The sequence below is a fragment of the Bacillus cereus group sp. MG4 genome (assembly GCF_040460055.1).
Lineage (GTDB): Bacteria > Bacillota > Bacilli > Bacillales > Bacillaceae_G > Bacillus_A > Bacillus_A wiedmannii.
This window is the reverse complement of sequence record NZ_JARVGZ010000001.1, coordinates 2,080,006-2,103,959: the sequence shown is the minus strand read 5'-3', so window position 1 is coordinate 2,103,959 and position 23,954 is coordinate 2,080,006. Positions and strand designations below refer to the sequence as shown.

Below are 23,954 nucleotides of genomic sequence, written 5' to 3'. Positions count from 1 at the left end.
AAATATAAAAAGGATTACCGATTCAGGTAATCCTTTTTAATATATTATGAAAGTGTTACAGCTTTTTCTTTCTTCCATGAAAGGCCAAGTCCAGTGAAACCAACAATAATTGTTAAGACTGGACAAGCTAAACAGAAAATTGCGAATGGAAGGTAATCAAATGTCGGAACGCCAAGGACGTTCGATAAGAATACACCACTTACTCCCCATGGTACGAGCGGGTTAATAACTGTACCTGCATCTTCAAGTACACGTGATAAATTACGACGCTCTAAACCGACTTCATCGTATTTATTAGCAAATGCTTGTCCTGTTAAAACGATGGATAAGTACTGCTCACCAAGTAAGAAGTTTACACCAATTGCAGTTGAAGCAGTAGAAATAATTAAGCGTGTGCTATTTTTTACGAAGCTAGAGATAATATTCATTAGCTGCGCGATAATACCCATTCCTTGTAATAATCCTCCCATACAAAGAGCTAGGAAAATAAGGGCAATCGACATCATCATGCTCTGTAGACCACCGCGAGATAGTAAGCTATCAATGTCTTTAATACCAGTTTTAGAAACGTAGCCGTCTTGCATAATTTTCATTAAATCAGCTAAAGAAGTGCCAGGTTTGAAAATAAAGAGAATAATAATTCCTACCACAATTCCTGCAAGCAATGTTGGAACAGCTGGAACCTTTTTAAATGCGAATAGGAACAGTAATAAAATTGGAATAAGTGTAACGATAGAAATCGTTGCATTTTTCTCTAATGTGCTAATAAAGTTTGTGAAGTCAACGTCTCCGCTAGTACCGCCTCCTAAAATGAAAAATGCGATAAAAGCAATAATGAAAGCTGGAACTGTTGTCCAAAGCATGTTACGAATATGCTCAAATAAATCTACACCCGTAACAGCAGGAGCTAAGTTAGTTGTATCAGATAAAGGAGACATTTTATCTCCAAAGAATGCACCAGAAATAATTGCACCAGCGATTAGAGCCGGATCGTATCCGAGAGCACTACCCATGCCCATAAAGGCAAGCCCTACAGTTGCGGCAGTTGTAAAGGCACTACCGATACTTGTTCCAACAATTGCACAAACAACAAAAACAGTTGGAACGAAAATTTTTGGAGATACAAGCTGGAAGCCGTATACCATTAAAGTTGGGATTGTTCCAGCGGCGATCCAAACACTAATTAATACGCCTACAAGTAAGAAAATAAAAATAGATGGAATACCAGCTGAAATACTACTGATCATCCCTTTTTCCATAGTAGACCAAGAGATTTTTTTCATAAATCCAAATGCTAATAACAGAACGATACCAAATAAAATTGGGATGTGTGGTGAAACTTCTAATTGAATAACACTAAAGCCAATACAGAAAAAGATAAATAATGTTAAAAGAACAGATTCAATTTTTGAAACCATTGTTTTCCCCTCCTAAGTAATCTAAAATAACTCTTTTTTATATAAAATTCGCCAATATTGTTTATTTCCTTCTAAATTTTAGAATTTTGTGACAAATTACCGGTAATTGTCCATATCTCAATATGATGCGGAAATGATTGGATAAAAAAACGTCCCTGCATATAATTATGCAGGGACGAAGAAATCGCGGTACCACCCTAGCTTGTGAAATGAATGTATCACAAAATAAAGGGTCGTATGATATGCGTTAATAAAATAAAAACGCCCCTGCAATATATGCAGGGACGAAAAATTCGCGGTACCACCCTAAATTGTGAAACAGTTTCGTTTCACCACTCTTTAGATATAACGGTCTATAACCGTCTTTCACTACTCCTTACGTTTCGCAAAAGAAGCTCCAGGGGGTAATTCATAATTCGCTCTGTACTGGTTCGCACCGACCACCAGCTCTCTGAAATCAGAAATCGAAATACTACTAAATCCTATCAATGCCGATTCATATGATGTTAGTTAAATTTTTATCACATTTTCATCTTATATGTCAATAAAAATGTTCAATATTTTTTTAGGGAAATAAAGGTTAAATGTTTTTAATGTTCTAAATTTGTACGTTATAATGAATTTGAAAGGGGAGGAAAGAGTGAAGAAAAAAATAATTCTTTTTACCACCTTACTAGTCATTGGCGGAAGTGCTGGAATTTACACAGCTTTTGCAGCTGAATCAGAGCAGTCAAAACAAAGTCGAACAAAGCAGTCAGAAGTGAAGAAAGTAAAAGAAATAGAAGAGAAGAAATCGACGGAAAAAGCAGCTGAGAAACTAGGAGTTTCTACTGAAGGAAAAACAAAAAAAGAGGTTACGAAAGAAGTAAATACAGCAAGATTTGAGAAGCGCCATGATTTATTAATTGAACATGCAAAACAACTTGGAATTGATACAGAAGGAAAAAAAGATGAAGAGATTATTTTAGAAATCGGAAAGGTACAACACGGAAAGTAGAACAACTTATCGTATGATAAGTTGTTCTTTTTTAAGAACTATTTGATTTAAAAATAATTGACAGTCATTTAAATTCAATGTTAACTTTATTTATAAATTAGTTAACATTAGGGGTGGCAATTGTGACTGTTAATAGTAATACGACTGAAAAATCGTCTTATACATATGAAGAATTATCGGAGAAAAATAAAGCTTATGTATGGCATCCGTTTACACAAATGAAAGATTATTTAGAAGAAGACCCTGTCATTATTGAACGTGGAGAGGGAAGAAAGCTATACGATGTAAATGGAAATGAATATTGGGATGGTGTTTCATCTATTTGGTTAAATGTTCACGGACATCAAGTACCAGAATTAGATGAAGCAATTCGTGAGCAATTAAATAAAATTGCCCATTCTACTATGCTAGGACTTGCTAACGTTCCATCTATTTTATTAGCAGAAAAAATAATTGAAGTTGTGCCAGAAGGTTTGAAGAAAGTATTCTATTCAGACTCCGGTTCTAGCGCCGTTGAAATTGCAATTAAGATGGCCTTTCAATATTGGCAGCATAAAGGAAAACCGAAGAAACAAAGATTTGTTACATTAAAAGAAGCGTATCACGGTGATACAATTGGAGCTGTTTCAGTAGGAGCGATAGACTTGTTTCACCAAGTGTATAGTTCACTTTTATTTGAGGCAATTAAAATGCCGTATCCATATACATATCGTTCTCCTTATGGAAATAATAAGGAGGAAATTGTGAAAAAACATTTAGAAGAAATGGAAGAGCTGCTGAAAGAAAAGCATGAAGAAATTGCGGCGATTATTGTAGAGCCTTTAATGCAAGGTGCTGGCGGTATGATTACAATGCCAAAAGGATACTTAAGAGGGCTCCGTAATTTATGTACAAAATATAACGTTCTATTTATTACAGATGAGGTAGCGACTGGATTTGGGCGTACCGGGAAAATGTTTGCATGTGAACATGAAAATGTAACGCCAGACATTTTAACAGCCGGAAAAGGTTTAACAGGTGGATATTTACCAGTTGCAATCACCGTAACGACAGATGAAATTTATAATGCCTTTTTAGGAGACTATGAAGAACAAAAAACGTTTTTCCACGGTCATAGTTATACAGGGAATCCGTTAGGGTGTGCGGTAGCCATTGCGAATCTAGAGCTATACGAGAAAACAAATTTAATAGAAGAAGTGGCACGTAAGACAGAATATGTGGCGACGCAATTAGAATCGCTCTTTGCGTATAAACATGTAGGGGATATTCGTCAGTGCGGGTTAATGGCTGGAATTGAACTTGTGAAGAATAAGGAAACGAAAGAAGCGTTTGAATGGACAGAGAGAGTCGGTGTTCAAGTATGTAAACGCTCAAGAGAGCTGGGCATGATTTTGCGACCACTTGGCAATACAATTGTATTTATGCCTCCTCTTGCTTCTACAATTGATGAGATTGATGATATGTTACGTATTTTGTATAAATCAATCTCGGATGTTACGGAGGGAGAATAATGGGCGGTTTTTTTGTTACAGCAACGGATACTGAAGTGGGGAAAACTGTAGTTGCCGGTGCATTAGCAGGTGTATTTAGAGAATTGGGATATAACATAGGGGTATATAAACCGTTGCAAAGTGGACATGTTGCATCAAATCCAGAGGGAGATGCAGCAAGGTTAAAAGCATTATCAGGTGTACCGACAAAAGAAGATGAAATTTGCCCTTATTCTATTGAAGAGCCTCTTGCTCCGAGACTTGCCATGAAAAGAGCTGGAAGAGTAGTACATTTAAAAGACATTATGGATCACTATAATGAACGATTGAAAGAGTTTAATAGCCTATTTGTAGAAGGAGCAGGTGGACTGGCTGTTCCATATACAGAAGACGCTTTAGTAATTGATTTCGCAAAGGAATTACAGCTTCCTCTTATTATAGTCGCACGCCCTACATTAGGAACAGTAAATCATACAGTTTTAACGATTGCTTATGCAAAGGCACATGGCTTAACGGTAGCAGGTGTAATTTTATCCGGCTGCAAAGAATGTGAAATGGAAAGAGTACAAGAAAATAAAGAAATGATTGAAGAGCTAAGTGGAGTACCGGTTTTAGGTTTATTACCATTCTTTGAAGGTGCGTTTACAAAAGAAGAAGTCTTGGAATCTGCAAAAGAGTATATAATGATTTCAAAATTAGAGGAGTTCATCCGAAATGAATCAAACGTGGCGCACACATCTTCAATCTAAATTGCAACAATTAAATAAGCAAGGGCAGTATCGCAATTTGCATGTAACAGAACAAGCAGAAGAGACATGGCTTATTCGAGATGAAAAAAGGATGCTAAATTTAGCGTCAAATAATTATTTAGGGTTAGCTGGAGATGAGAGGTTAAAAGAAGCTGCTATTGCATGCACAAGAAAACATGGAACTGGAGCGACAGCATCAAGGCTCGTTGTAGGAAATTATTCACTGTATGAAGAGGTTGAGAGAAGTATATGCGATTGGAAAGGCACTGAAAAAGCCTTAGTTGTAAATAGTGGATATACCGCAAATGTTGGAGTGATTTCTTCATTAGCCTGTCGTCACGATATTGTGTTTAGTGACAAATTAAATCACGCAAGCATCGTTGATGGGATTATATTAAGCGGAGCAGAGCATAAAAGGTATCGTCATAATGATTTAGATCATTTAGAGAAGCTGTTGCAAGTAGCACCGCCAAAAAAGAAAAAATTAATCGTAACAGATACTGTTTTTAGTATGGATGGTGATACTGCATATTTAAGAGATTTAGTGCAAATGAAAGAGAAATATGGAGCAATGATTATAGTCGATGAAGCACATGCGAGTGGAATATATGGAATTGATGGAGCAGGGTTGTCTCATATAGAAAAAGATATTGCTCAAAAAATTGATATACATATGGGGACGTTTAGCAAAGCTCTAGGGTGTTATGGTGCGTATTTGACAGGTGATGCAATTTATATAGAGTATTTACAAAATATGATGAGAAGCTTTATTTTTACAACAGCTTTACCACCAGGAACGTTAGGAGCAGTGCAAAAAGCAATTGAAATTGTGAAAGAAGATAATGAAAGAAGAGAGAGACTTATAGAGAATGGAGCATATTTTAGGACACATTTGCAAGAAGCTGGTTTTGATATTGGGAATAGCTCAACTCATATTGTACCGATTGTAGTCGGTTCAAATGAAGCAGCTTTACGGTTTAGTAGAAGGCTGCAAGAGGTAGGTATTGCAGCAATTGCAATTCGTCCACCAACGGTTCCAGTTAATAGTTCACGGGTCCGTTTTGCAGTTACGTCCCAACATACAATAGCTGATTTGAAATGGGCTATTCAGCATATTATACGCATTGATAAAGAAGAGGGGTTTTTCGTATGAAAGAGCTAAAGGTTATTTTTATTCCTGGATGGGGAATGGAAGAAGGTGTTTGGACTTTAGTTCTGCCGTATTTTAAAGAATATTCTGTTCAATGTATCAATTGGCGTAATGTGAAAGAACAAAGTGAATTTGCGGGGCGAATAATAGAGGTAGCAAAAGATGAAAATGTAATTTTAGTTGGATGGTCACTAGGAGCGTTAGCAGCAGTTCAAGCTCATAAAAAGGTTAAGGCAAAAGGTATCGTACTAATTGGTGGTACTGCCAAATTTACAAGTACGAACGATTATACGAGTGGATGGAATACTCTGCATGTAGAACGGCTAAAAAAGAATTTAGTGAGAAAGAAAGAAGATACGCTCAAGCGGTTTTATGAAAATATGTTTACAAAAGATGAGCTGAAAGAGAATAAAAGGTTTGAAGATATGATAAAACGCTTTAAAGGTGATTCTATTCAGTCTTTGCAATTAGGTTTGGAGTATTTAATAGAAGCAGATATGAGAGAAGAACTGAAAGAAATTAAAGTCCCTATACTACTTATTCACGGAGAGCAGGATGTAATTTGTCCATTGTCTGTAGCGCGTAGTATGGCTGAGAATGAGACTGCCACGCTCAAGGTAGTAAGTGAGGCTGGACACGCATTATGTGTAACGAATTTCGAATATTGCGGAAATGAGATAATTCAATTTGTAGAGGGGATACGACATGATCAACAAAACGTTACTTCAAAAACGGTTTAACGCGGCATCTGTATCCTACGATCAATATGCAAATGTACAAAAAAAGATGGCACATTCATTACTTTCTACATTGAATCGGCGATATAGTGCAAATTCATCGATACGTATTTTAGAACTTGGATGCGGAACAGGATATGTTACAGAGCAATTATCAAACTTATTTCCGAAAGCACATATTACAGCCATTGATTTTGCTGAAAGTATGATTGCAGTTGCGAAAACTAGACAAAATGTGAAAAATGTAACGTTTTACTGTGAGGATATCGAAAGATTACGACTAGAAGAAACATATGATGTCATTATTTCAAATGCCACATTTCAATGGCTAAATGATTTAAAACAAGTGATAAGAAATTTATTTCATCATTTGTCTATAGATGGGATATTACTCTTTTCAACGTTTGGACATGAAACATTTCAAGAATTGCATGCTTCGTTCCAGCGGGCGAAAGAAGAAAAAAATATACAAAATGAAACATCGATTGGGCAAATTTTTTATTCGAAAAATCAGTTGCGCCATATGTGTGAAATAGAAACAGGGGATGTGCATGTTTCTGAAACATGTTACATAGAGAGATTTACAGAAGTTAGGGAGTTTCTACACTCTATTCGAAAAGTAGGAGCGAACAATAGTAATGAAGAATCATATTGTCAAAGTCCCTCACTCTTTCGTGCGATGCTTCGCATATACGAAAGAGACTTCACGGAAAATGAAGGGATAATGGCGACTTATCATGCTTTATTTATGCATATAACAAAAGAGGGGAAGAGATGAAATGAAACAAGTACAAACAAAAAGGGATTGGAAAAAACTTGCACATGACGTAGTAGAAGAGAAAATGATTACGAAAGAGGATGCAATTGCAATATTAGAAGCTGATGATACAGAAGTGTTAGAAATTATGAATGCAGCTTACATCATTCGCCATCATCATTTTGGTAAGAAAGTAAAATTGAATATGATTATTAATACGAAATCTGGATTATGTCCTGAAGATTGCGGATATTGTTCACAGTCTATTATTTCAGAGGCGCCGATTGATAAATATGCATGGCTAACGCAGGAAAAGATTGTAGAAGGAGCACACGAAGCAATTCGACGTAAAGCGGGTACATATTGTATTGTAGCATCTGGTCGTCGCCCGACGGATAAAGAGGTGAATCACGTAATTGGAGCAGTTAAGGAGATTCGTGAAACGACAGATTTGAAGATTTGTTGTTGTTTAGGTTTCTTAAACGAAGATCAAGCAGGACGTTTAGCGGAAGCAGGCGTACATCGTTATAACCACAACTTAAATACACATGAAAATAATTACGAAAGTATTTGCTCTACTCATACGTATGACGATCGTGTTGATACGGTTCAAAAGGCGAAACAAGCTGGTATTTCACCGTGCTCTGGGGCGATTTTTGGAATGGGAGAGACAATAGAAGAGCGTGCTGAAATTGCATTTGAATTACAACGTATAGATGCAGATTCCATTCCATGTAATTTTCTTGTTGCTGTAAAGGGTACGCCGCTTGAAGGACAAAAAGAATTAACGCCGGTAGAATGTTTAAAAGTGCTGGCGATGATGCGTTTTGTAAACCCAACGAAAGAAATTCGTATTTCAGGGGGACGTGAAATCAATTTACGTTCTGTACAGCCAATTGGTTTATTTGCAGCAAACTCTATTTTTGTTGGAGATTACTTAACGACAGCTGGACAAGAACCGACTGCAGACTGGGGTATGATTGAAGATTTAGGGTTTGAGATTGAAGAATGTGCATTATAAGATAGATAAAAAGCAAACTTGTAAAAGAGTTTGCTTTTTTTGTAAATAAAATGTAATAAATAGTTGTGAACGCTTGATACTATTGGTTGTTGAGCGAAAAAAAGAATTTTGGTGGACGAATTTTCCAAGCCCCAATTGTACATAGTAAATATGTAATTTATATTGGGTTGGAGGATTTTACATGCACAAATATATATTAGCGATTATGACTTGTCTAATTTTACTAAAAGCAATAAGTGCTGATCCAGTTAAGGCCGCCGAAAATCCTGAACAAAAAGAGATGCAACAACGAATTGAACAACATTTTCGAACGAAAGCTGAACATTTTGGATTGAAAACAGAAGGGAAAGATTTAAAGGAAGTGCGAAAAGAAATTACTATTATAGAAGAAGCGAAGAAAAGAGAGAATGTATGGAGAACAGCACAAACGCTTCGTATACAAACAGAAGGAAAAACAATGAATGAATTAATAAAAGATGTACGGAGAAAAGTGAAAAAATAAAAAAGAGGCCGCAGCCTCTTTTTTATTTTTTATACCCATTGTTTTGATAAATGAGCCATTTCAATCGCAGCAACGGCGGATTCGTAGCCTTTATTACCAGCTTTCGTGCCCGCGCGTTCAATCGCCTGTTCGATTGTTTCAGTCGTTAATACACCGAAAATAACTGGGATGTCTGTTTGTAGTGATAAAGATGCAACTCCTTTTGCTACTTCATTACAAACGTAATCGTAATGTGTTGTAGCACCACGAATTACAGTGCCTAACGTAATAACAGCATCATACTTCCCGCTATTAGCCATCTTTTTAGCGATTAAAGGAATTTCGAATGCGCCAGGAACCCAAGCAACATCGATATCAGCTTCTTCTACACCGTGACGCTTTAATCCGTCTAAAGCTCCGCCGAGTAACTTACTTGTAATAAATTCATTAAAACGTCCAACAACAACCCCAACTTTTAATCCTGTACCAACTAAATGACCTTCGAATACCATAATGAATCTCTCCCTTTATTATAAGTTTAGTAAATGTCCTAATTTGTTTACTTTCGTTTGTAAATACGTTTTATTCTCTTCTTTTGTTGGCATTTGCAATGGAACACGCTCGATTACTTCTAAATCGTAACCTTGTAAGCCAGCAATTTTTCGTGGATTATTCGTTAATAATCGTAAATGTTGTAAACCTAAATCTTTTAAAATTTGAGCGCCAATACCGTAATCACGCAAATCAGCTGGGAATCCAAGTTTTTCGTTTGCTTCTACAGTATCCAATCCTTCTTCTTGTAACTTATAAGCGCGAAGCTTATTAAGAAGGCCGATACCTCGTCCTTCTTGTCTCATATAGAGAAGAACGCCTTTTCCTTCACGCTCAATTTGAGCAAGTGCAGCATGGAGTTGTGGTCCGCAATCACAGCGGCATGAGCCAAATACATCTCCTGTTAAGCACTCTGAATGAACGCGTACAAGTACAGGCTCTCTTGTTGAAATATCACCTTTTACGAGTGCGATATGTTCTTTCGTATCTAATGAATTAGAATAGCCAATTGCATGGAAAGTACCGAAATCTGTAGGTAATGTAATTTCCACTTCTCTCGTCACTAGTGTTTCATGGTGGCGGCGATAAGCAATTAAATCTTCTATTGTAATCATTTTTATATCAAATTGTTTTGCGCACTGTAGTAAATCAGGTACGCGTGCCATCGTACCGTCCTCATTAATAATCTCGCAAATAACTCCAGCTGGTTCTGCTCCGCAAAGCTGTGCTAAATCGACGGCAGCTTCTGTATGACCAGCACGGCGCAAGACACCGCCTTCTTTCGCGATTAATGGAAAGATATGTCCAGGACGATTGAAATCAGCACTTTTTGATGCAGGATTTAACAATTCTTGTATCGTAGTCGCACGTTCGTGAGCGCTAATTCCTGTTGTTGTAGAAACGTGATCAATGCTGACCGTAAATGCAGTATGATGCGAATCTGTATTATGAGATACCATTGGTTCTAGTTGTAGGCGTTCTGCATACCCTTCCGTAATCGGTACACAAACGAGACCGCGTCCATGTGTAATCATAAAATTAATCGTTTCTGGCGTAATATACTCTGCTAAAGCGATAAAGTCGCCTTCATTTTCACGGTTTTCATCATCGCATACGATAACGACTTTTCCTTGTTTTAAATCTTCTAGAGCTTCTTCAATACGATGAAACATAATGCTTCCCCCTTATAGAAATCCGTTTTCTTGTAAAAAGCTTTCGCTCATTGAACCTGTTCGTTTTACAGGTTTAGAAATAAAGCGTTCGATATATTTACCGATCATGTCACACTCAATATTTACGATGTCACCGGCATTCTTTTCTCCGATAACAGATTCACTTACTGTGTGTGGGATGAGTGAGATTGTGATGGAAGATTCGTCTATATCAAATATCGTTAAACTCGTTCCATCAACAGCAACGGATCCTTTATGCAAACAATAGCCCAGCAATTCATCAGCAATAGCTATTTTGTAATAGACGGCATTATAGTGCTGTTTTTTGTTTAATATCGTTCCGATGCCATCAATATGTCCTGAAACAAAATGCCCACCGAATCGTCCGTTTGCAGCCATCGCCCGCTCTAAATTTACTTTAGAGTGTGGTTTAAGCATGCGAAGTGATGTTGATTGCATCGTTTCAGGCATTGCATCCACTGTGAATGAAGCTGTTGTGAAACTCGTTACAGTTAAGCAAATACCGTTAACCGCGATACTATCACCTAAGTGAACATCTGATAAAATTTTATTCGCATGGATCGTTAACTTCATCGCTTCTCCGCTTTGTTGCATGTTTGCAATCGTTCCTAACTCCTCTACAATTCCTGTAAACATTCCGTCACCTCACTTCGGGCATTCGCAACGATTTTTATATCATCACCAACTTGTTTCATCTCTTGAATTTCCAAGGAAAGTGCATCATGTAATGCTGCGAAACCATTTCCCCCAAATAAAGTAGGGGCATCTTTCCCGCCAATTAATTTGGGGCTTATATAAGTTACAATTTCATTGAGATGTTTTGTTTGTAAGAAGCTTGCATGAACTGTTTGACCACCTTCAACGAATAGAGAAAGAATTTGCTTCTCGCCAAGAAAGAAAAGGAGGTCCTTGATTTCTATATGTTTTGTTTTCATTTGGAATATAGCTATATTTTCAGATTCATAAGAAGCTATTTTCTCTTTATTTACATCCTTACCGACAATAATCCATGTCGGTGCTAAACCATCTGTTATGACATGAGAAGATGGTGGCGTTCGTAAATGAGTATCTAAAATAACACGAATAGGATTTTTCCCCCCGTTAGGAATTCTTGTCGTTAAATGCGGATTATCAGCTATAACTGTATTCACTCCAACGAGAATCGCATCATGTGTATGACGATATTGGTGAACATCAGCTCGTGCTTCTTCACCTGTAATCCACTTACTTTCACCCGTGACAGTTGCTGTTTTTCCATCTAAGCTCATCGCTGTTTTTATTGTTACAAATGGACGCTTCGTTTTCATGTAGTGAAAAAAGAAACGATTTAATAAGGTGGCTTCTGTTTCAAGAACACCGGTAGCTACTTCGATGCCAGCTTCTTCTAATCTCCTTTTTCCAGTACCAGAAACGAGAGGATTGCAATCAAGAGTAGCAATTACAACCCGTTTGACTCCTTTTTTGATGAGCAATTCACAGCAAGGTGGTGTTTTTCCAAAATGGCTACACGGTTCAAGTGTTACATAAACGGTAGCTCCTTTTGCTTTTTCACCAGCCATATGAAGCGCGTGAACTTCTGCGTGTTCTTCACCAGCACGTAAATGAGCGCCAATACCGACGATGTTTCCTTCTTTTACAACAACAGCACCAACCATAGGATTTGGACTTGTTTGTCCAGATGTCCCTTCTGCTAACTGCAGGGCAATCCTCATATATTCTTGATCTGTCATTCTCTTCACCTCTCCTGAAAAAATCAAAAAACCCCAAGGATTTTATATCCTTGGGGTTTGGGAGACGTGATTTCTAGAAATATAGTTCGAATACGAAAGTACAGGAAAGAAACCTAACGATGATTGGTATTTTTGCATAAGGAAAAAACCTAGCAAAAATATCGAATTTTTCAAACGCTAGTCGTATCTTTTTATTTCAGTATAGAAACATAAGTATAAAAAATAAAACATATATAAAGATTCAAAACGAAACTTTAAAAATATGCATACTGAAATAAAAGTGTATTCGCTATATAAAATTACTAGAAAACATATCCTTCTCCCATCCAGACTATACTGTCGGCTCTAGAGTTTCACTAGATCCACCGTTTTCGAGTTGAAAACGGGTCACGGACTTAGAAGTTTGCACTTCATCACCGCCGGTTGGGAATTTCACCCGACCCCGAAGGATGTTGTTTGCTCAAATTATAGCACAAAAAAAATAAAAGGCTAGAAAAAAATATTCGAATGTGAAGAATTGTGTGAAAATATATGTAAGTTGGAATGAGGACAAAAGTACGAGGAATGTTGTAAGGAAAAGGGGGACGAGAGTTAATGAAAAGAAAAAACATGCACAAAAAAATGTGCATGTCACATGTAAAATTATTCTGCCTCTGGTGCTCTAACGACAGACTCGAATTTCCCTTTATGCGAAGCATCGCAATAAGGCATATTTTTTGATAAACCACAACGGCATAAAGAAAATGCCGGTTTTGCTGGGAATACATTCCCTTGTGAATCGACTAATTCCACGTCCCCTGTAACGCGAAAAGAGCCATTATCATTTACTTTAATTTGTACTTTCGCCAACGCTATCCCTCCTTCCCAAACGCTTAATTTCATCATATAATTAAGAGAAGTACTTGACAATATAAAATGAGCACTTTCTTTGGGAGAGAAGAGAGTGTTATAATGTTTTTTATAACTGACTAGAGTAAGGTGACGAGAGATGGATAAACAATTACATACATTACGAAACATTGCAAATGAGCGCACGTGGGCATCATTTTTGAATGATAATCATCCATATAGTTTGTTACATTGGTCCATTGCAGGTGTAGGGCAAGAGGCAAAGGATGTTTGGCTACTTCAAGATGAAGTAACATTTCAAACGACAGAATTTCCAACGTTAGATGATGCAATGCAATGGATTTCTGTAAATATGGAACAAGTTACAGACGTTTTAGCGCAATAAAAAAACAGGCTTATGCAAGCCTGTTTTTTGTTTCTTTTACATATGAGTTTAAAAATTGGTCAACGGCTGCTTCATACTCTTCTTTATTTTCGTTATAAGAGCAAGCGTGTGCACCGCGTTCTGCAATATAAAGTTGTTTATTGTTTTCTTTTGCTTCATATAGTGATTTCGTCATATCAGCTAAAATATAATCATCATCTTTACTATGAATAAAGAGGACGGGATTATTAATATTTTTTATACAATCGATTGGTGAAACTTCGCGAATCGTATAACCGTCACGTACTTTTAAAAAAGCATTTGCTAAAGGTAATAAAGGCCATTTAGGTAAATGGAATTCAACCTTTAAACGGTGTTGTAATTGCCCGTAGAAATCAGAAAAAGGACAATCTGCAATATAGAAATCAGCACCATCTTCTACAAGTCCTGCGTATTGAAGAAGTGTTGCAGCTCCCATAGATTCACCATGAATACCGAGTGTTATATTTGTTCCAAAGCGACTTTTTAGCCAGTCAACTACAGATTTTAAATCATGTTTTTCATAGTATCCATAGCTTGTTGTTTTTCCGCCAGTTTTACCATGACGACGATGATCATAAATAACGACATTATACCCTCTGTTTAAAAATAACCTTGCATATTTTACAGAGTTCATTTTATTTACAGTTACGCCGTGACAAAAAATCATAAACTTATTGGAATGACCAGCAGGAATGTAATATCCGTGAAGATCATATCCGAATTGCGAAGGAATATGAATTTCTTCTTTATGAAGAGCATCAAAATCCTCTAAACGAAAATGTTTTTTCGTTTCTCTTTCGAGTACTTCTTCCTCTGTTTTTTTCTTTAAGTACATCACTTTATTTGTAAAGAAAATCCCAAGGGCAGTTATCGCACCTAGTATAGTAAACAATGCTGCAAAAAAACGTTTCATACTTTACCTCATCCTCCAAATACCGTTACATGTGATACACTTACATTGTATCACAATGATAGAAAAGGGGAGAAATAGGAAATGGTGTATATACAAAAAATTACGCCAGCGATGAAAGAAACAATCCGAATGTTCATGTGTGAGAACTGGGGGAGTTCATTGATGGTTTCACGTGGTAAGGGGCATCAGTTAGAAGAGTTGCCAGGATTTGTTGCGCTCTCGGATGACAGAATAATCGGAATTATAACGTATGAAGTGACCGGAAATATGTGTGAAATTGTATCGTTAGATAGCTTTGAAGAAAGAAAAGGAATAGGGACGAAACTTGTAGATTGTGTATTACAAGTTGCAGAAGAAGAACGGTGCGGGAGGGTTTGGCTCATAACAACAAATGATAATATGAATGCGTTACGTTTTTACCAAAAACGTAATTTTGTGATGACTAATTTATATGTGAATGCAGTGGAAGAGGCACGAAAAATAAAGAAAGAAATTCCGCGTATCGGATATGATAACATCTCAATTTTACATGAAATACAGTTGGAGTATCGTTTAATAAATTGATGTAACAATTTTCAGAAATATAAGTTATTAATCTTGACGAATATTGTAATTTAGGTTACCGTAAAATTGTAATCTATTACCATATTAAGGGGTGACGATGTGGCAACTATACGTGATGTTGCAAAATTGGCAGGTGTTTCAGTCGCAACCGTTTCACGAGTTATTAATGAAAAAGGATACGTTCATGAGGACACAGTAAAACAAGTAAAGGAAGCAATTGAGGAATTACGTTATAGGCCAAATAGTGCAGCAAAGCCATTATTTAAAGAGAATTCAACGATAATTGCATTACTTGTAGATAATCTATATGACCCATCAAACATCACTTTGCTACATTGTATTGAGGAAATAGCATATAAAGAAGGATATCAAATCATTGTTTGTAATATAGAGAATAAAGATAGATACATATATATGTTGAAGGAAAATAACGTTGCAGGTGTTATTTTAACAAGATCCGTTTTTAAAAGTATAGGAGAAATTCCACTTCCGTTTGTTGTGATTGATGAAAAAAAATCCCATGCAAATTATTATGAAAGTGGACAAAGAACGGTTTCTTTATTAAAAGAAAAAGGCTGTCAATTTCTTGCTTATTTCGATGAGGGAGAAGATAGTGAAGAAATGGAAGAGCGCATATCAGGATTTTTAGACGCTGTTTGGGAGGAAGGGATCTCTTATCGAGAAGTATGTGTACAAGGGTATACGAATAAACAGTTTATTACATTCTTGCAAACTTACCCGTATATAGATGGAATTGTAACTTCAAGTGAAAAGGTTACTTTTGAGTTAATTCAAGCAGCGAAAAATTTCAATATCCGTATACCGGATAAGTTGAAAATTATTGGACCGAACGGGAGCATAGACAGTGAATGGATAGGCCCGTCACTCATGAAAATTGAAAGTTGCGCCGAAGAAAATGGGAAAATAGCTTTACAACAATTAAAAGAAAAAATAAAAAAGTAAAAGGTGCGTATAAAACGCACCTTTTATAATGTAATTGCGGCAATAAAGCCGAATATAAGTAACGGTATATTATAATGCAGAAAAGTTGGTACACATGTATCCCATATATGATGGTGTTGACCATCAGCATTTAAACCGGATGTTGGCCCAAGTGTACTATCTGATGCTGGAGATCCCGCATCGCCTAGCGCTCCAGCTGTACCGATAATTGCAATTGTGGCCATTGGACTAAATCCAAGCTGCATGCAAAGAGGCACAAAAATTGTTGTTAAAATAGGGATGGTTGAAAAGGATGAACCAATTCCCATCGTAACGAGAAGTCCAATCACAAGCATAAGAAATGCAGCGAGTGGTTTGTTATTTCCAATTATATGTGCACTAGTTTGCACAAGAGATTCAACATGTCCTGTTTTTCGAAGAACAGCGCCAAATCCAGCGGCAGCGATCATAACAAAACCGATAAAGGACATCATGCGCATTCCGCTTGTTAATATCGCATCTGCTTCTTTAAGAGGTAGACTACCACTTACTGATAAGACGATAATCCCCGCTAAAGCACCGAAAATCATTGATTCTGTTGCTAATTGAACAGTTAATGTGGCTATGATAGATAACAATCCGAAAGTAATGCTACGTTTTGTATAGGGAACGATTTCATTTGCGGTAGTATGAACTTGTTCTGTTTCATACGTACGAGGTTTCCGGTACGTAATGAATATCGCTACACATAATCCAATAATCATACCGATTGCTGGAATAGTCATTGCTTTTGGAATAAGTGCGACATCAAATGTAAGACCACTTTGCGCAGCATTTGTTTGCAATACGTCATGATAAATTTTTCCGAACCCTGCTGGAATCCACATATAAGGAGTAATCAATCCGAATGTAATAATACATGTAACAAGCCTGCGATCCACTTTCAGCTCATTTAATACTTTTAAAAGTGCTGGAATTAAGATGGGGATGAAAGCGATATGAACAGGAATCACATTTTGTGAGAAACAAGCCATCGTTAAAATGATGAATAAAATAAGTATTTTAGAATAAACTTGTTTTTTCGTGTCTTGTTCATTGCCAATCCATTTTAGTGCAGTTTGAATCATGGCATCTGGAAGTCCTGTTTTGGAAAGGGAAATAGCGAAACCGCCAAGCATTGCATAACTTAAAGCGATTGGAGCACTGTTTCCAAGGCCAGTTGTAAAAGTGTTAATAGTTTCTGAAATACCGAGTCCACCGATAATTCCGCCTGTTAAAGCTCCAACAATGATGGCGACAATGACCTGGACACGTAACAAACTAAGCAATAGCATAACTGCTACTGCGACGAGTACAGCATTCATAATAAATGTAATCTCCCTAAAATTTTATTGTGCTAAGGCAAGTAAATATGAAGCACTTTGCTATATTTATACATAGTTGCGACATATTATTATAAATTGTTTTCTATGAAATGTAAAAGAGCCTTTTGTTACTAATGTTGAAAAGCTAGCTCTTGTTTAATTGATTGTAAAGAATTGGCGAATAATTCTGGTTCTTCTAAATCAGGGGAATGTGCTGAATTTGGGAACCAAATCATCTTTTTTATGGGGGCTTCTATTACATCACAATATTCCTGAACAAGTGCATAAGGAGTTTGATAATCATAGCGACCAGAACAAAAATAAACCGGAATAGATAAGCTTGAAATAGAAGAAAAGAAATCGATTGTCAACATTTCTTCCCATAAAACGCCAGATTTTAAATTTCCTGCGAGAAACTTGAACCAATCTAATAGCGTATATTCAGGGGAAAAGAAGCCTTTTCGTATGAAAGAAAAGGAAGATCCGTTTTGGATTGCTCCGCCGAATGTGCCAAGCCACTTTCTTTGAATAATAAGGCGTCTCGTATCTAAAAATGGTGGTTTGCCTAATTTTAAAAGGGACGCTAATGCTTTTTTATGATCATGTTTTTTTGCAGAACGAATTAAATGCTGATATAGCAATTCTTCGTTCTGTTTCATATGTACAATCTGCCCAATACCGATGTAAGCCTCGATATACTGTGGATATTGATGTGCTATGTTAAGCCCAATAATACTTCCCCAAGAATGACCAGCGAGAAATAGTTTCTGTTTATTGAATCTTTTAAGTACATATTGAATCACTTCTTTTGCATCGGAAACGAATTGTTCGATTGTAAAATTTGCTCCGAAATCTTTCATTGAAAAGGATTTACCTGCCCCGCGCTGATCCCAATTAATAACGATGAAGTGTTTCTCCAATTCTTTTTGAAAATGACGAATAAATCCAATTTGTGCCATGCCAGGTCCGCCATGACAGCATAATAAAATTGGCTGCTCTATGTTTTGCCCGCGCATAAGGAGAGTTTGTTTTCGATTATGAATCATAACGCTTTCCATCGTAGCAATACTATTAGGAATGAGTTGTTTATTTTCATTATAAAACTGTGGGGTATAGCTACGAAAAAGCATATGGAAAACCTCCTTTTCTGAAATCGTATGAATCGCACAGGCTATTCGTTTTGCATATACTGTTAGAAAATCATTGTAACATACCATACTAGTGTCATTTCAACACGGGAGGAGGGAAATTGTGACGATTGGAGAAATTATAGATTGCTTAAATAGACGTGAATCCATCGCTATTATAGCAAAACGTCTTGAAATAAGCCCATATACATTATCAAAAAAATTAAGATTGATTGGATACGAATATGATGGAGAACAGAAGAAACGTATTTTTGTAGGAGATGGAGAAGAACCGCGTCACTTACAACTCCAAGAAGCGACAGCCCTTCAATATGCGAAAACGGATTATCAATTATTAATTTATGAGCAATTACAAAGTATTTATGAGTTATTAAGAAAGAGAGAAGAAGTAAGTGTACCCATTATGAGTATAAGTACAGAGAAAAAGAAACGTACCTTTTCTATTAATAAAGAAATATTAGCAAAATTAGACGTTATATCAGAATCGAAAGGAATTCAAAAATCTAAACTTGTAGAAGAGGCGTTACAACAATTTTTACAACAGTATGATTTTAACAAAACATCACACTTTGATAACTAAAGAAAAGGATACTATGTTCATTGTAAGAACGAGTATCCTTTTTAGGTTTTACTAATATTGTGGATTAAGTATAAGTGCGTATCCTTTACAATAAAATCTGGATCGCATATTAGGGAAATACTTAATTTACCTTTTGAATTCTTCCATCAATAACTGGCTGAATTGGTTCTTTTAATTGTTTTACATAATCGACTAGCGCTTCAAAGTCGTTTGGACCAGTTTCTGAATTCTTCCCATTTTTAAATGATACGAATCCGTCACCGCCAGAAGCTAAGAAAGCATTCGCAACTACGCTATACGTTTTAGATGGAGATAACTCTTCGCCATTTGTTAAGCGTATATTCGTAACCTTTTCACCGTTTGGTTTATTTGCATCCCACGTATATTGAATACCTGAAATTTGAAGCATTCTTGTTGTTCCTTTTTGCCATTGCTGATTTAAAATGTCGCGAATATCTTGACCTGTTAAATCGATTTTAATCAATTGGTTTCCAAAAGGCTGAACGCCATATAATTCGCCCCAAGTAATATCGCCAGCATCTACGTCATTACGAATGCCACCAGGATTCATAAGTGCGATTTGAGCTTGCATCGTTTGACGCTGTGCGTCGGCAATTACATTCCCAAGAGTAGATTCACCAGCATCATTTTGTTTACGGTCGATAGGTGCTGTAGATTTTCCTACAACTTCATTTACAAGTGGTGCGATTGTTTCTTTATATTGATCTATTTTTTGTTTTACTTGTTTATCAGGTTCCACACCTTCATGATATGTTGTAATCACTTCAGCTTTTTTCTTTACAATATCTTTTGTTTTACGATCAATTGTTACATCTACGTCTGAGAAAGCTGTTCCATAAGAGTTCGCTTGGACGATTAGTTTATTATTTACAGTACCATTTACATACGTGTGACTATGTCCACCGAAAATAACATCAACTTCCGAGTCTGTTTCATTTGCAATTCGAGTAAGGTCTCCATTTGTCACCCCAGACTCATCAGTTGTTCCGCCGACATGGGCAAGGACGACGATGGATTTAACACCGAGACGCTTTAATTGTTGCGCTGATTTATTAATTGCTTCTACTTCGTCAGTGATCTGTACATTTTTAAGCATAGTAGGCATCACGACATTTGGCGTATCAGTTGTAACAACGCCAATGAATCCTACAGGAACACCATCTACCATTTTTACAGTAAATGGTGGTAAAAATAAGCGACCAGTTGATTTGTTATAGAAGTTAGCAGCGACATAAGGGAAGTTAGCACCTTTGAAATTACCTGTTTTCTCGTGATATCCACCGTAAATGAGGCGTTTCATTTCATCGATACCTTCATCAAATTCATGATTTCCGATTGTACCAACATCGAATTTTAAGTCATTTAAAAATTCAATCGTTGGTTCATCTTGTAACAACGCTGAAACTGGTGGACTAGCTCCGACAATATCGCCAGCATGTACGAGAAGTGTATTAGGGTTTTGCTTTTTACGTTCTTTTAAATAAGTAGCTAAGTAATCAGCGCCACCAGCTTCTTTGTTATTAATTTTTTTAACAGTATCTAGTTGTCCATGGAAATCATTAATACCAAGCATTTGTACATCTACGTAGCGGTTTTGTTCAGCTGGAATCTGGGATGGGGGAGCGGCAAATACGCTTGAAAAAGTTATGGTGCTTAAAACGGCAACAGCAGGAATGATTTTTTTCCACATAATTCATTTCTCCTTTTTTTATAATCTGACATCATACGACATAATTTTAATAGATTCATAGGATTATATCTATATAAAAATTTAGTTTTTTCGAAAAATTAACATATTTACAAAAAGTGAATAATAGAGTAACGAACCTTTTTTATTGTCGAGTTCATTGTGTATCTACTATAATGGAGAAAAAAGTAAAAGGTGAGTAGCATGAAGAAAAAGAAACAAAGACAAATGCAAAGACAATCGCAAGTGAATAGACCAGAGAAAGAGTCGCTTACATTAGGCGATCAATTAAATGATTCACTCATGCAGCAATTAAAGAATAAGAAGAAAGAATTGCAAGTGAGAGAAGAAGAAAAAGAGGCAGCTGAACTGGAAAGAAAGCGCCGAGAACAAAAAGAACGTGAAAAGAATAAATCATTTGAAGAACTGTTAAGTGAAAGTAGCCTTACTTGGAAAGACTTTAAATAATATAAAAAATGATCAGTGCATACCGCTGATCATTTTTTTGACGAGCTTGTAAGAAAAGGGGAGTTTTAATGAGAAAAATTGTAGTCGTTCCGCATGAAAATCATTGGAATGAAAAATTTCAAATAGAGGCCGAACGATTAAAATCGGCGATGCCAGAAATGGTGAAAGTCCATCATATTGGAAGTACATCAGTGCCAGGACTGGCAGCTAAACCAATTATAGATATGATTATGGAAGTAGAGTGTATCGACAGAGTAGAACATTGGAATGAACGTTTTGAAGAGCTTGGTTATATCGTAAAAGGGGAAAATGGTATTTCAAGACGTCGTTATTTTATTCATGGAACTGAGGAAAAACGCTCGTATCACTTACACGTTTTTGAAAAAGGAAATCCTGAGATAGTAAGGCATTTAGCGTTTCGTGATTATATGATGGCTCATTGTGAAGAAGCAGAGGCATATGCAACCTTAAAGAAAGAATTAGCCGAAAAATATACATATGATGGCACGTTATATACGGAAGGAAAAAATGAGTTTGTGCGTAGTGTTGATGAAAAAGCGAAAGAATGGAGAGAAGGAAATATGAATAATTGAGTTTGCGTTTTAGTGTATAAAATTATTATGTAAACAGTACATATGTTTTGACTTTTTGGTTGAATCTTGTTGAAATAAAGTGGTGGCTTATAAAAAATGTAAGAATGAAAGGGAGACGACTGTGCACATTCCAACAACTACACTTCATAATGGCGTAAAAATGCCGATGATTGGTCTAGGCGTTTATAAAGCGAAAGAAGGCGATGAAGTAAAACAAGCAGTAAAAACAGCGTTAGAAGTTGGATATCGTTCGATTGATACAGCAACTGTATATGAAAATGAAAGCGGTGTCGGAGAAGCGGTTCGTGAATCAGGGATTCCGAGAGAAGACATATTTATTACAACAAAAGTTTGGAACGACGATCAAGGATACGAGGAAACACTTGAGGCGTTTGAAAAAAGCTTAAAGAAATTACAAATGGACTATGTAGATTTATATTTAATACATTGGCCAATAAGAGGGAAGTATGTCGATACGTACCGAGCGCTAGAAAAACTGTATGAAGAAGGTAAAGTGCGCGCGATTGGTGTTTCAAATTTTCATAAACATCATTTAGAACTGTTATTACCAAATTGTAAAGTGAAACCGATGGTCAACCAAGTGGAACTTCATCCGATGTTAGCGCAATTTGAATTGCGTAATTTCTGTCAAGGTGAGCAAATTCAAATGGAAGCATGGAGCCCATTAATGAGAGGCGGGGAAGTATTCGAGAACCCGATTATTCAGGCCATTGCTACGAAATATGAAAAAACACCTGCGCAAGTTATATTAAGATGGGATATTCAGAGCGGGGTAGTGACGATTCCTAAATCTGTTACACCATCTCGCATTAAGGAGAATTTTTCTATCTTTGATTTTTCATTAACGGAAGAAGAGATGAATCAAATTAATACGTTAAATCGTAATTTACATGTAGGAACGAATCCGGATAAATATGATACGCTATAAAAAGACGCTACCAGTATGGTAGCGTCTTTTTAACGATGTAAAGCGTAAGTATCACATTTAGCAATTTGCTGAAGTTGTATATATTGAGCTGTTGTTAACTGTGTTTGTTTACTAGCCTGGGCATTTTCTTTCAATTGCCCAATAGAGCTTGCACCAGGTATAACAGCTGCAACAGTTTCGTTATGTAAGCAATATTGAATAGCTGTTCCTGTTAAAGAGCTTTCTCCGATTATTTCTTTTACATTCGCGAGTGTCGCATATAATTCATCGTAAGAATAAGAAAGATAATTCTTTTCTTTTACTCTTTCTATCTTTCTTGCATTATTATCAGTTAAAATTCCTTTTGCAAGTGGCCCACGAGCAATAATGCTAATTTGATGTTCACTTAGAAGTGAGAACCATTCTTCAGGGCGACGATTTAAAAGGCTATATTCCATTAGCACACTAATGATATTGGAACGTTTAGCATATTCACGGATAACATTTGGACGTATAGAAGAAATACCGTAATGACGAATAATACCTTCTTTTTTTAATTCTTCAAAGGCTTCAATTGTTTCATCTATTGGATCTTCAATCGTCCCGCCGTGAAGTTGATAAAGATCAATATAATCAGTTTGAAGTCTACGTAAACTTTCTTTCACTTCAGCCTTTATGTAATTTTTAGAAGGATCCCAAGACCACCCGTTTTTTTCTTCTGTCCATCGATTTCCAACTTTTGTTGTAAGAACAATTTGGTCTCGTTTCCCTTTTAAGGCTTTTCCAACAAATTCTTCGTTTAATCCATAATCATATAAATCCGCTGTATCAAAAAAATTGATTCCTAAATCGATTGCTTCATCGATAATACGCATAGCTTCTGTTTCAGATGTACCGAGAGACATACAGCCAAGTCCCATTTCTGTCACAAACAAATCTGAGTTTCCTAATTGACGTTTTTTCATAGGTCAACCTCCTTACCTTTATTGTACGCAAGGGAAAAGAGGTTGACAAACGTTTACTTTTTATTTGCTGTAATCCACTCTTGTACAGTTGTATACTCTTTTCCATATTGTTTTAGCTTATGGCGAATTTGCCATGCTTTTCCGACTAAAGTGACGCGATTTGGTAAAATATAAACTTTCATTTCTATCACGCTCCTTTCAATGTGGTAAAATGTATGAGGAAAGAATAGGAAATAGAACAGGGAGATGAA

At 36.4% G+C, this 23,954-nt stretch carries 27 protein-coding genes, 1 riboswitch and 1 other annotated feature; of the genes, 15 read left to right on the top strand and 12 right to left on the bottom strand.

Features of this window, described 5'->3' with window-relative positions; all coding sequences use genetic code 11:
- Positions 1-44: 44 nt before the first annotated feature.
- On the bottom strand, positions 45-1,418 hold the full coding sequence (gene nhaC / locus QCI41_RS11000; RefSeq protein ID WP_353837476.1) for a Na+/H+ antiporter NhaC: 1,374 nt from the start codon (positions 1,416-1,418) through the stop codon (positions 45-47).
- Between the two features lie 277 nt (positions 1,419-1,695).
- Positions 1,696-1,916, bottom strand: a binding site (T-box leader).
- Between the two features lie 142 nt (positions 1,917-2,058).
- On the opposite strand from nhaC, the gene QCI41_RS10995 reads away from it, so the two are divergent.
- The 8 genes from QCI41_RS10995 (at position 2,059) to QCI41_RS10960 (ending at position 8,821) form a co-directional block, all read left to right on the top strand.
- Positions 2,059-2,415: a hypothetical protein gene (locus QCI41_RS10995; RefSeq protein ID WP_353837477.1), complete on the top strand. Its 357-nt coding sequence runs from the start codon at positions 2,059-2,061 to the stop codon at positions 2,413-2,415.
- A 122-nt stretch (positions 2,416-2,537) separates the two neighbouring features.
- Positions 2,538-3,926, top strand: a complete 1,389-nt coding sequence (gene bioA / locus QCI41_RS10990) for an adenosylmethionine--8-amino-7-oxononanoate transaminase (protein WP_046957489.1) — start codon at positions 2,538-2,540, stop codon at positions 3,924-3,926.
- Positions 3,926-4,654 (top strand): ATP-dependent dethiobiotin synthetase BioD, encoded by a 729-nt coding sequence (gene bioD, locus QCI41_RS10985; protein WP_046957488.1) that lies wholly within the window; start codon positions 3,926-3,928, stop codon positions 4,652-4,654. The genes bioA and bioD overlap by 1 nt, the downstream gene beginning before the upstream one ends.
- On the top strand, positions 4,620-5,807 hold the full coding sequence (bioF, locus tag QCI41_RS10980; protein WP_353837478.1) for an 8-amino-7-oxononanoate synthase: 1,188 nt from the start codon (positions 4,620-4,622) through the stop codon (positions 5,805-5,807). The genes bioD and bioF overlap by 35 nt, the downstream gene beginning before the upstream one ends.
- Positions 5,804-6,544: an alpha/beta fold hydrolase gene (locus tag QCI41_RS10975; RefSeq protein WP_353837479.1), complete on the top strand. Its 741-nt coding sequence runs from the start codon at positions 5,804-5,806 to the stop codon at positions 6,542-6,544. Before bioF ends, QCI41_RS10975 begins: the two co-directional genes overlap by 4 nt.
- Positions 6,510-7,319 carry a malonyl-ACP O-methyltransferase BioC gene (gene bioC / locus QCI41_RS10970; protein ID WP_353837480.1) on the top strand — a complete coding sequence of 270 codons (810 nt, stop codon included), beginning with the start codon at positions 6,510-6,512 and terminating at the stop codon, positions 7,317-7,319. The genes QCI41_RS10975 and bioC overlap by 35 nt, the downstream gene beginning before the upstream one ends.
- 1 nt (position 7,320) lies before the next feature.
- Entirely contained in the window at positions 7,321-8,319 is a 999-nt protein-coding gene (gene bioB, locus QCI41_RS10965; RefSeq protein ID WP_353837481.1) for a biotin synthase, read from the top strand.
- A gap of 181 nt (positions 8,320-8,500) precedes the next feature.
- On the top strand, positions 8,501-8,821 hold the full coding sequence (locus QCI41_RS10960; RefSeq protein ID WP_353837482.1) for a hypothetical protein: 321 nt from the start codon (positions 8,501-8,503) through the stop codon (positions 8,819-8,821).
- Positions 8,822-8,850: 29 nt separating this feature from the next.
- On the opposite strand, the gene ribH is transcribed toward QCI41_RS10960, so the two are convergent.
- From ribH to QCI41_RS10935, 5 genes are all read right to left on the bottom strand, one after another.
- Positions 8,851-9,312 carry a 6,7-dimethyl-8-ribityllumazine synthase gene (gene ribH / locus QCI41_RS10955; protein ID WP_353837483.1) on the bottom strand — a complete coding sequence of 154 codons (462 nt, stop codon included), beginning with the start codon at positions 9,310-9,312 and terminating at the stop codon, positions 8,851-8,853.
- Between the two features lie 18 nt (positions 9,313-9,330).
- Entirely contained in the window at positions 9,331-10,524 is a 1,194-nt protein-coding gene (gene ribBA, locus QCI41_RS10950; protein ID WP_353837484.1) for a bifunctional 3,4-dihydroxy-2-butanone 4-phosphate synthase/GTP cyclohydrolase II, read from the bottom strand.
- A 12-nt stretch (positions 10,525-10,536) separates the two neighbouring features.
- On the bottom strand, positions 10,537-11,181 hold the full coding sequence (gene ribE, locus QCI41_RS10945; protein WP_353837485.1) for a riboflavin synthase subunit alpha: 645 nt from the start codon (positions 11,179-11,181) through the stop codon (positions 10,537-10,539).
- Positions 11,163-12,275: a bifunctional diaminohydroxyphosphoribosylaminopyrimidine deaminase/5-amino-6-(5-phosphoribosylamino)uracil reductase RibD gene (gene ribD / locus QCI41_RS10940; RefSeq protein WP_000131998.1), complete on the bottom strand. Its 1,113-nt coding sequence runs from the start codon at positions 12,273-12,275 to the stop codon at positions 11,163-11,165. Before ribD ends, ribE begins: the two co-directional genes overlap by 19 nt.
- 310 nt (positions 12,276-12,585) lie before the next feature.
- Positions 12,586-12,729: riboswitch (FMN riboswitch) on the bottom strand.
- 188 nt (positions 12,730-12,917) lie between these two features.
- Positions 12,918-13,124 (bottom strand): CDGSH iron-sulfur domain-containing protein, encoded by a 207-nt coding sequence (locus tag QCI41_RS10935; protein ID WP_001151582.1) that lies wholly within the window; start codon positions 13,122-13,124, stop codon positions 12,918-12,920.
- Between the two features lie 139 nt (positions 13,125-13,263).
- On the opposite strand from QCI41_RS10935, the gene QCI41_RS10930 reads away from it, so the two are divergent.
- Complete coding sequence (locus tag QCI41_RS10930) at positions 13,264-13,509, top strand: DUF2552 family protein (RefSeq protein WP_000360794.1); 246 nt, start codon at positions 13,264-13,266, stop codon at positions 13,507-13,509.
- A gap of 10 nt (positions 13,510-13,519) precedes the next feature.
- On the opposite strand, the gene QCI41_RS10925 is transcribed toward QCI41_RS10930, so the two are convergent.
- On the bottom strand, positions 13,520-14,443 hold the full coding sequence (locus tag QCI41_RS10925) for an alpha/beta hydrolase (protein WP_000819238.1): 924 nt from the start codon (positions 14,441-14,443) through the stop codon (positions 13,520-13,522).
- An 81-nt stretch (positions 14,444-14,524) separates the two neighbouring features.
- On the opposite strand from QCI41_RS10925, the gene QCI41_RS10920 reads away from it, so the two are divergent.
- Positions 14,525-15,007, top strand: a complete 483-nt coding sequence (locus tag QCI41_RS10920) for a GNAT family N-acetyltransferase (RefSeq protein ID WP_353837486.1) — start codon at positions 14,525-14,527, stop codon at positions 15,005-15,007.
- 99 nt (positions 15,008-15,106) lie between these two features.
- Positions 15,107-15,970, top strand: coding sequence for a LacI family DNA-binding transcriptional regulator (locus QCI41_RS10915; RefSeq protein ID WP_353837487.1), 864 nt, complete (start codon positions 15,107-15,109; stop codon positions 15,968-15,970).
- A 23-nt stretch (positions 15,971-15,993) separates the two neighbouring features.
- Here the strand turns inward: QCI41_RS10915 and QCI41_RS10910 are convergent, their stop codons facing one another.
- Complete coding sequence (locus QCI41_RS10910) at positions 15,994-17,313, bottom strand: Na+/H+ antiporter family protein (protein ID WP_353837488.1); 1,320 nt, start codon at positions 17,311-17,313, stop codon at positions 15,994-15,996.
- Positions 17,314-17,444: 131 nt separating this feature from the next.
- Positions 17,445-18,443: an alpha/beta fold hydrolase gene (locus QCI41_RS10905; RefSeq protein WP_353837489.1), complete on the bottom strand. Its 999-nt coding sequence runs from the start codon at positions 18,441-18,443 to the stop codon at positions 17,445-17,447.
- A gap of 121 nt (positions 18,444-18,564) precedes the next feature.
- Here QCI41_RS10905 and QCI41_RS10900 point away from each other — a divergent pair, with 121 nt between their 5' ends.
- A complete protein-coding gene (locus QCI41_RS10900; RefSeq protein ID WP_075308142.1) occupies positions 18,565-19,041 on the top strand; it encodes a ribbon-helix-helix domain-containing protein in 477 nt (158 codons plus the stop codon).
- A gap of 121 nt (positions 19,042-19,162) precedes the next feature.
- Here the strand turns inward: QCI41_RS10900 and QCI41_RS10895 are convergent, their stop codons facing one another.
- Positions 19,163-20,752, bottom strand: coding sequence for a bifunctional metallophosphatase/5'-nucleotidase (locus QCI41_RS10895; RefSeq protein WP_353837490.1), 1,590 nt, complete (start codon positions 20,750-20,752; stop codon positions 19,163-19,165).
- A 201-nt stretch (positions 20,753-20,953) separates the two neighbouring features.
- Between QCI41_RS10895 and QCI41_RS10890 the strand changes: the two genes are divergently transcribed.
- The 3 genes from QCI41_RS10890 to QCI41_RS10880 all read left to right on the top strand — a co-directional run bounded on the left by QCI41_RS10890 (position 20,954) and on the right by QCI41_RS10880 (position 22,759).
- Positions 20,954-21,217 carry a YqkE family protein gene (locus QCI41_RS10890; RefSeq protein ID WP_000727564.1) on the top strand — a complete coding sequence of 88 codons (264 nt, stop codon included), beginning with the start codon at positions 20,954-20,956 and terminating at the stop codon, positions 21,215-21,217.
- Positions 21,218-21,285: 68 nt separating this feature from the next.
- Positions 21,286-21,810: a GrpB family protein gene (locus QCI41_RS10885; RefSeq protein WP_353837491.1), complete on the top strand. Its 525-nt coding sequence runs from the start codon at positions 21,286-21,288 to the stop codon at positions 21,808-21,810.
- 121 nt (positions 21,811-21,931) lie between these two features.
- Complete coding sequence (locus tag QCI41_RS10880; protein ID WP_046957473.1) at positions 21,932-22,759, top strand: aldo/keto reductase; 828 nt, start codon at positions 21,932-21,934, stop codon at positions 22,757-22,759.
- A 29-nt stretch (positions 22,760-22,788) separates the two neighbouring features.
- On the opposite strand, the gene lolS is transcribed toward QCI41_RS10880, so the two are convergent.
- Together lolS and mciZ are read right to left on the bottom strand one after the other, a co-directional pair.
- Positions 22,789-23,703, bottom strand: coding sequence for an aldo/keto reductase (gene lolS, locus QCI41_RS10875; RefSeq protein WP_046957472.1), 915 nt, complete (start codon positions 23,701-23,703; stop codon positions 22,789-22,791).
- A 53-nt stretch (positions 23,704-23,756) separates the two neighbouring features.
- The gene (gene mciZ, locus QCI41_RS10870; RefSeq protein WP_000870295.1) at positions 23,757-23,885 is read right to left on the bottom strand and encodes a Z-ring formation inhibitor MciZ; all 129 of its coding nucleotides are present in this window, start codon (positions 23,883-23,885) and stop codon (positions 23,757-23,759) included.
- Positions 23,886-23,954 lie beyond the last annotated feature (69 nt).

Excerpts from the sequence above, each read along its gene's own strand:
- ribH (WP_353837483.1), bottom strand. The coding sequence starts at position 9,312 with ATGGTATTCGAAGGTCATTTAGTTGGTACAGGATTAAAAGTTGGGGTT.
- ribE (WP_353837485.1), bottom strand. The coding sequence starts at position 11,181 with ATGTTTACAGGAATTGTAGAGGAGTTAGGAACGATTGCAAACATGCAA.
- bioC (WP_353837480.1), top strand. The coding sequence starts at position 6,510 with ATGATCAACAAAACGTTACTTCAAAAACGGTTTAACGCGGCATCTGTA.
- ribBA (WP_353837484.1), bottom strand. The coding sequence starts at position 10,524 with ATGTTTCATCGTATTGAAGAAGCTCTAGAAGATTTAAAACAAGGAAAA.
- QCI41_RS10910 (WP_353837488.1), bottom strand. The coding sequence starts at position 17,313 with ATGAATGCTGTACTCGTCGCAGTAGCAGTTATGCTATTGCTTAGTTTG.
- QCI41_RS10930 (WP_000360794.1), top strand. The coding sequence starts at position 13,264 with ATGGATAAACAATTACATACATTACGAAACATTGCAAATGAGCGCACG.
- bioF (WP_353837478.1), top strand. The coding sequence starts at position 4,620 with ATGAATCAAACGTGGCGCACACATCTTCAATCTAAATTGCAACAATTA.
- QCI41_RS10925 (WP_000819238.1), bottom strand. The coding sequence starts at position 14,443 with ATGAAACGTTTTTTTGCAGCATTGTTTACTATACTAGGTGCGATAACT.
- QCI41_RS10885 (WP_353837491.1), top strand. The coding sequence starts at position 21,286 with ATGAGAAAAATTGTAGTCGTTCCGCATGAAAATCATTGGAATGAAAAA.
- ribD (WP_000131998.1), bottom strand. The coding sequence starts at position 12,275 with ATGACAGATCAAGAATATATGAGGATTGCCCTGCAGTTAGCAGAAGGG.
- bioD (WP_046957488.1), top strand. The coding sequence starts at position 3,926 with ATGGGCGGTTTTTTTGTTACAGCAACGGATACTGAAGTGGGGAAAACT.
- QCI41_RS10905 (WP_353837489.1), bottom strand. The coding sequence starts at position 18,443 with ATGCTTTTTCGTAGCTATACCCCACAGTTTTATAATGAAAATAAACAA.
- QCI41_RS10960 (WP_353837482.1), top strand. The coding sequence starts at position 8,501 with ATGCACAAATATATATTAGCGATTATGACTTGTCTAATTTTACTAAAA.
- QCI41_RS10890 (WP_000727564.1), top strand. The coding sequence starts at position 20,954 with ATGAAGAAAAAGAAACAAAGACAAATGCAAAGACAATCGCAAGTGAAT.
- QCI41_RS10920 (WP_353837486.1), top strand. The coding sequence starts at position 14,525 with ATGGTGTATATACAAAAAATTACGCCAGCGATGAAAGAAACAATCCGA.
- QCI41_RS10895 (WP_353837490.1), bottom strand. The coding sequence starts at position 20,752 with ATGTGGAAAAAAATCATTCCTGCTGTTGCCGTTTTAAGCACCATAACT.
- lolS (WP_046957472.1), bottom strand. The coding sequence starts at position 23,703 with ATGAAAAAACGTCAATTAGGAAACTCAGATTTGTTTGTGACAGAAATG.
- nhaC (WP_353837476.1), bottom strand. The coding sequence starts at position 1,418 with ATGGTTTCAAAAATTGAATCTGTTCTTTTAACATTATTTATCTTTTTC.
- bioB (WP_353837481.1), top strand. The coding sequence starts at position 7,321 with ATGAAACAAGTACAAACAAAAAGGGATTGGAAAAAACTTGCACATGAC.
- QCI41_RS10975 (WP_353837479.1), top strand. The coding sequence starts at position 5,804 with ATGAAAGAGCTAAAGGTTATTTTTATTCCTGGATGGGGAATGGAAGAA.
- mciZ (WP_000870295.1), bottom strand. The coding sequence starts at position 23,885 with ATGAAAGTTTATATTTTACCAAATCGCGTCACTTTAGTCGGAAAAGCA.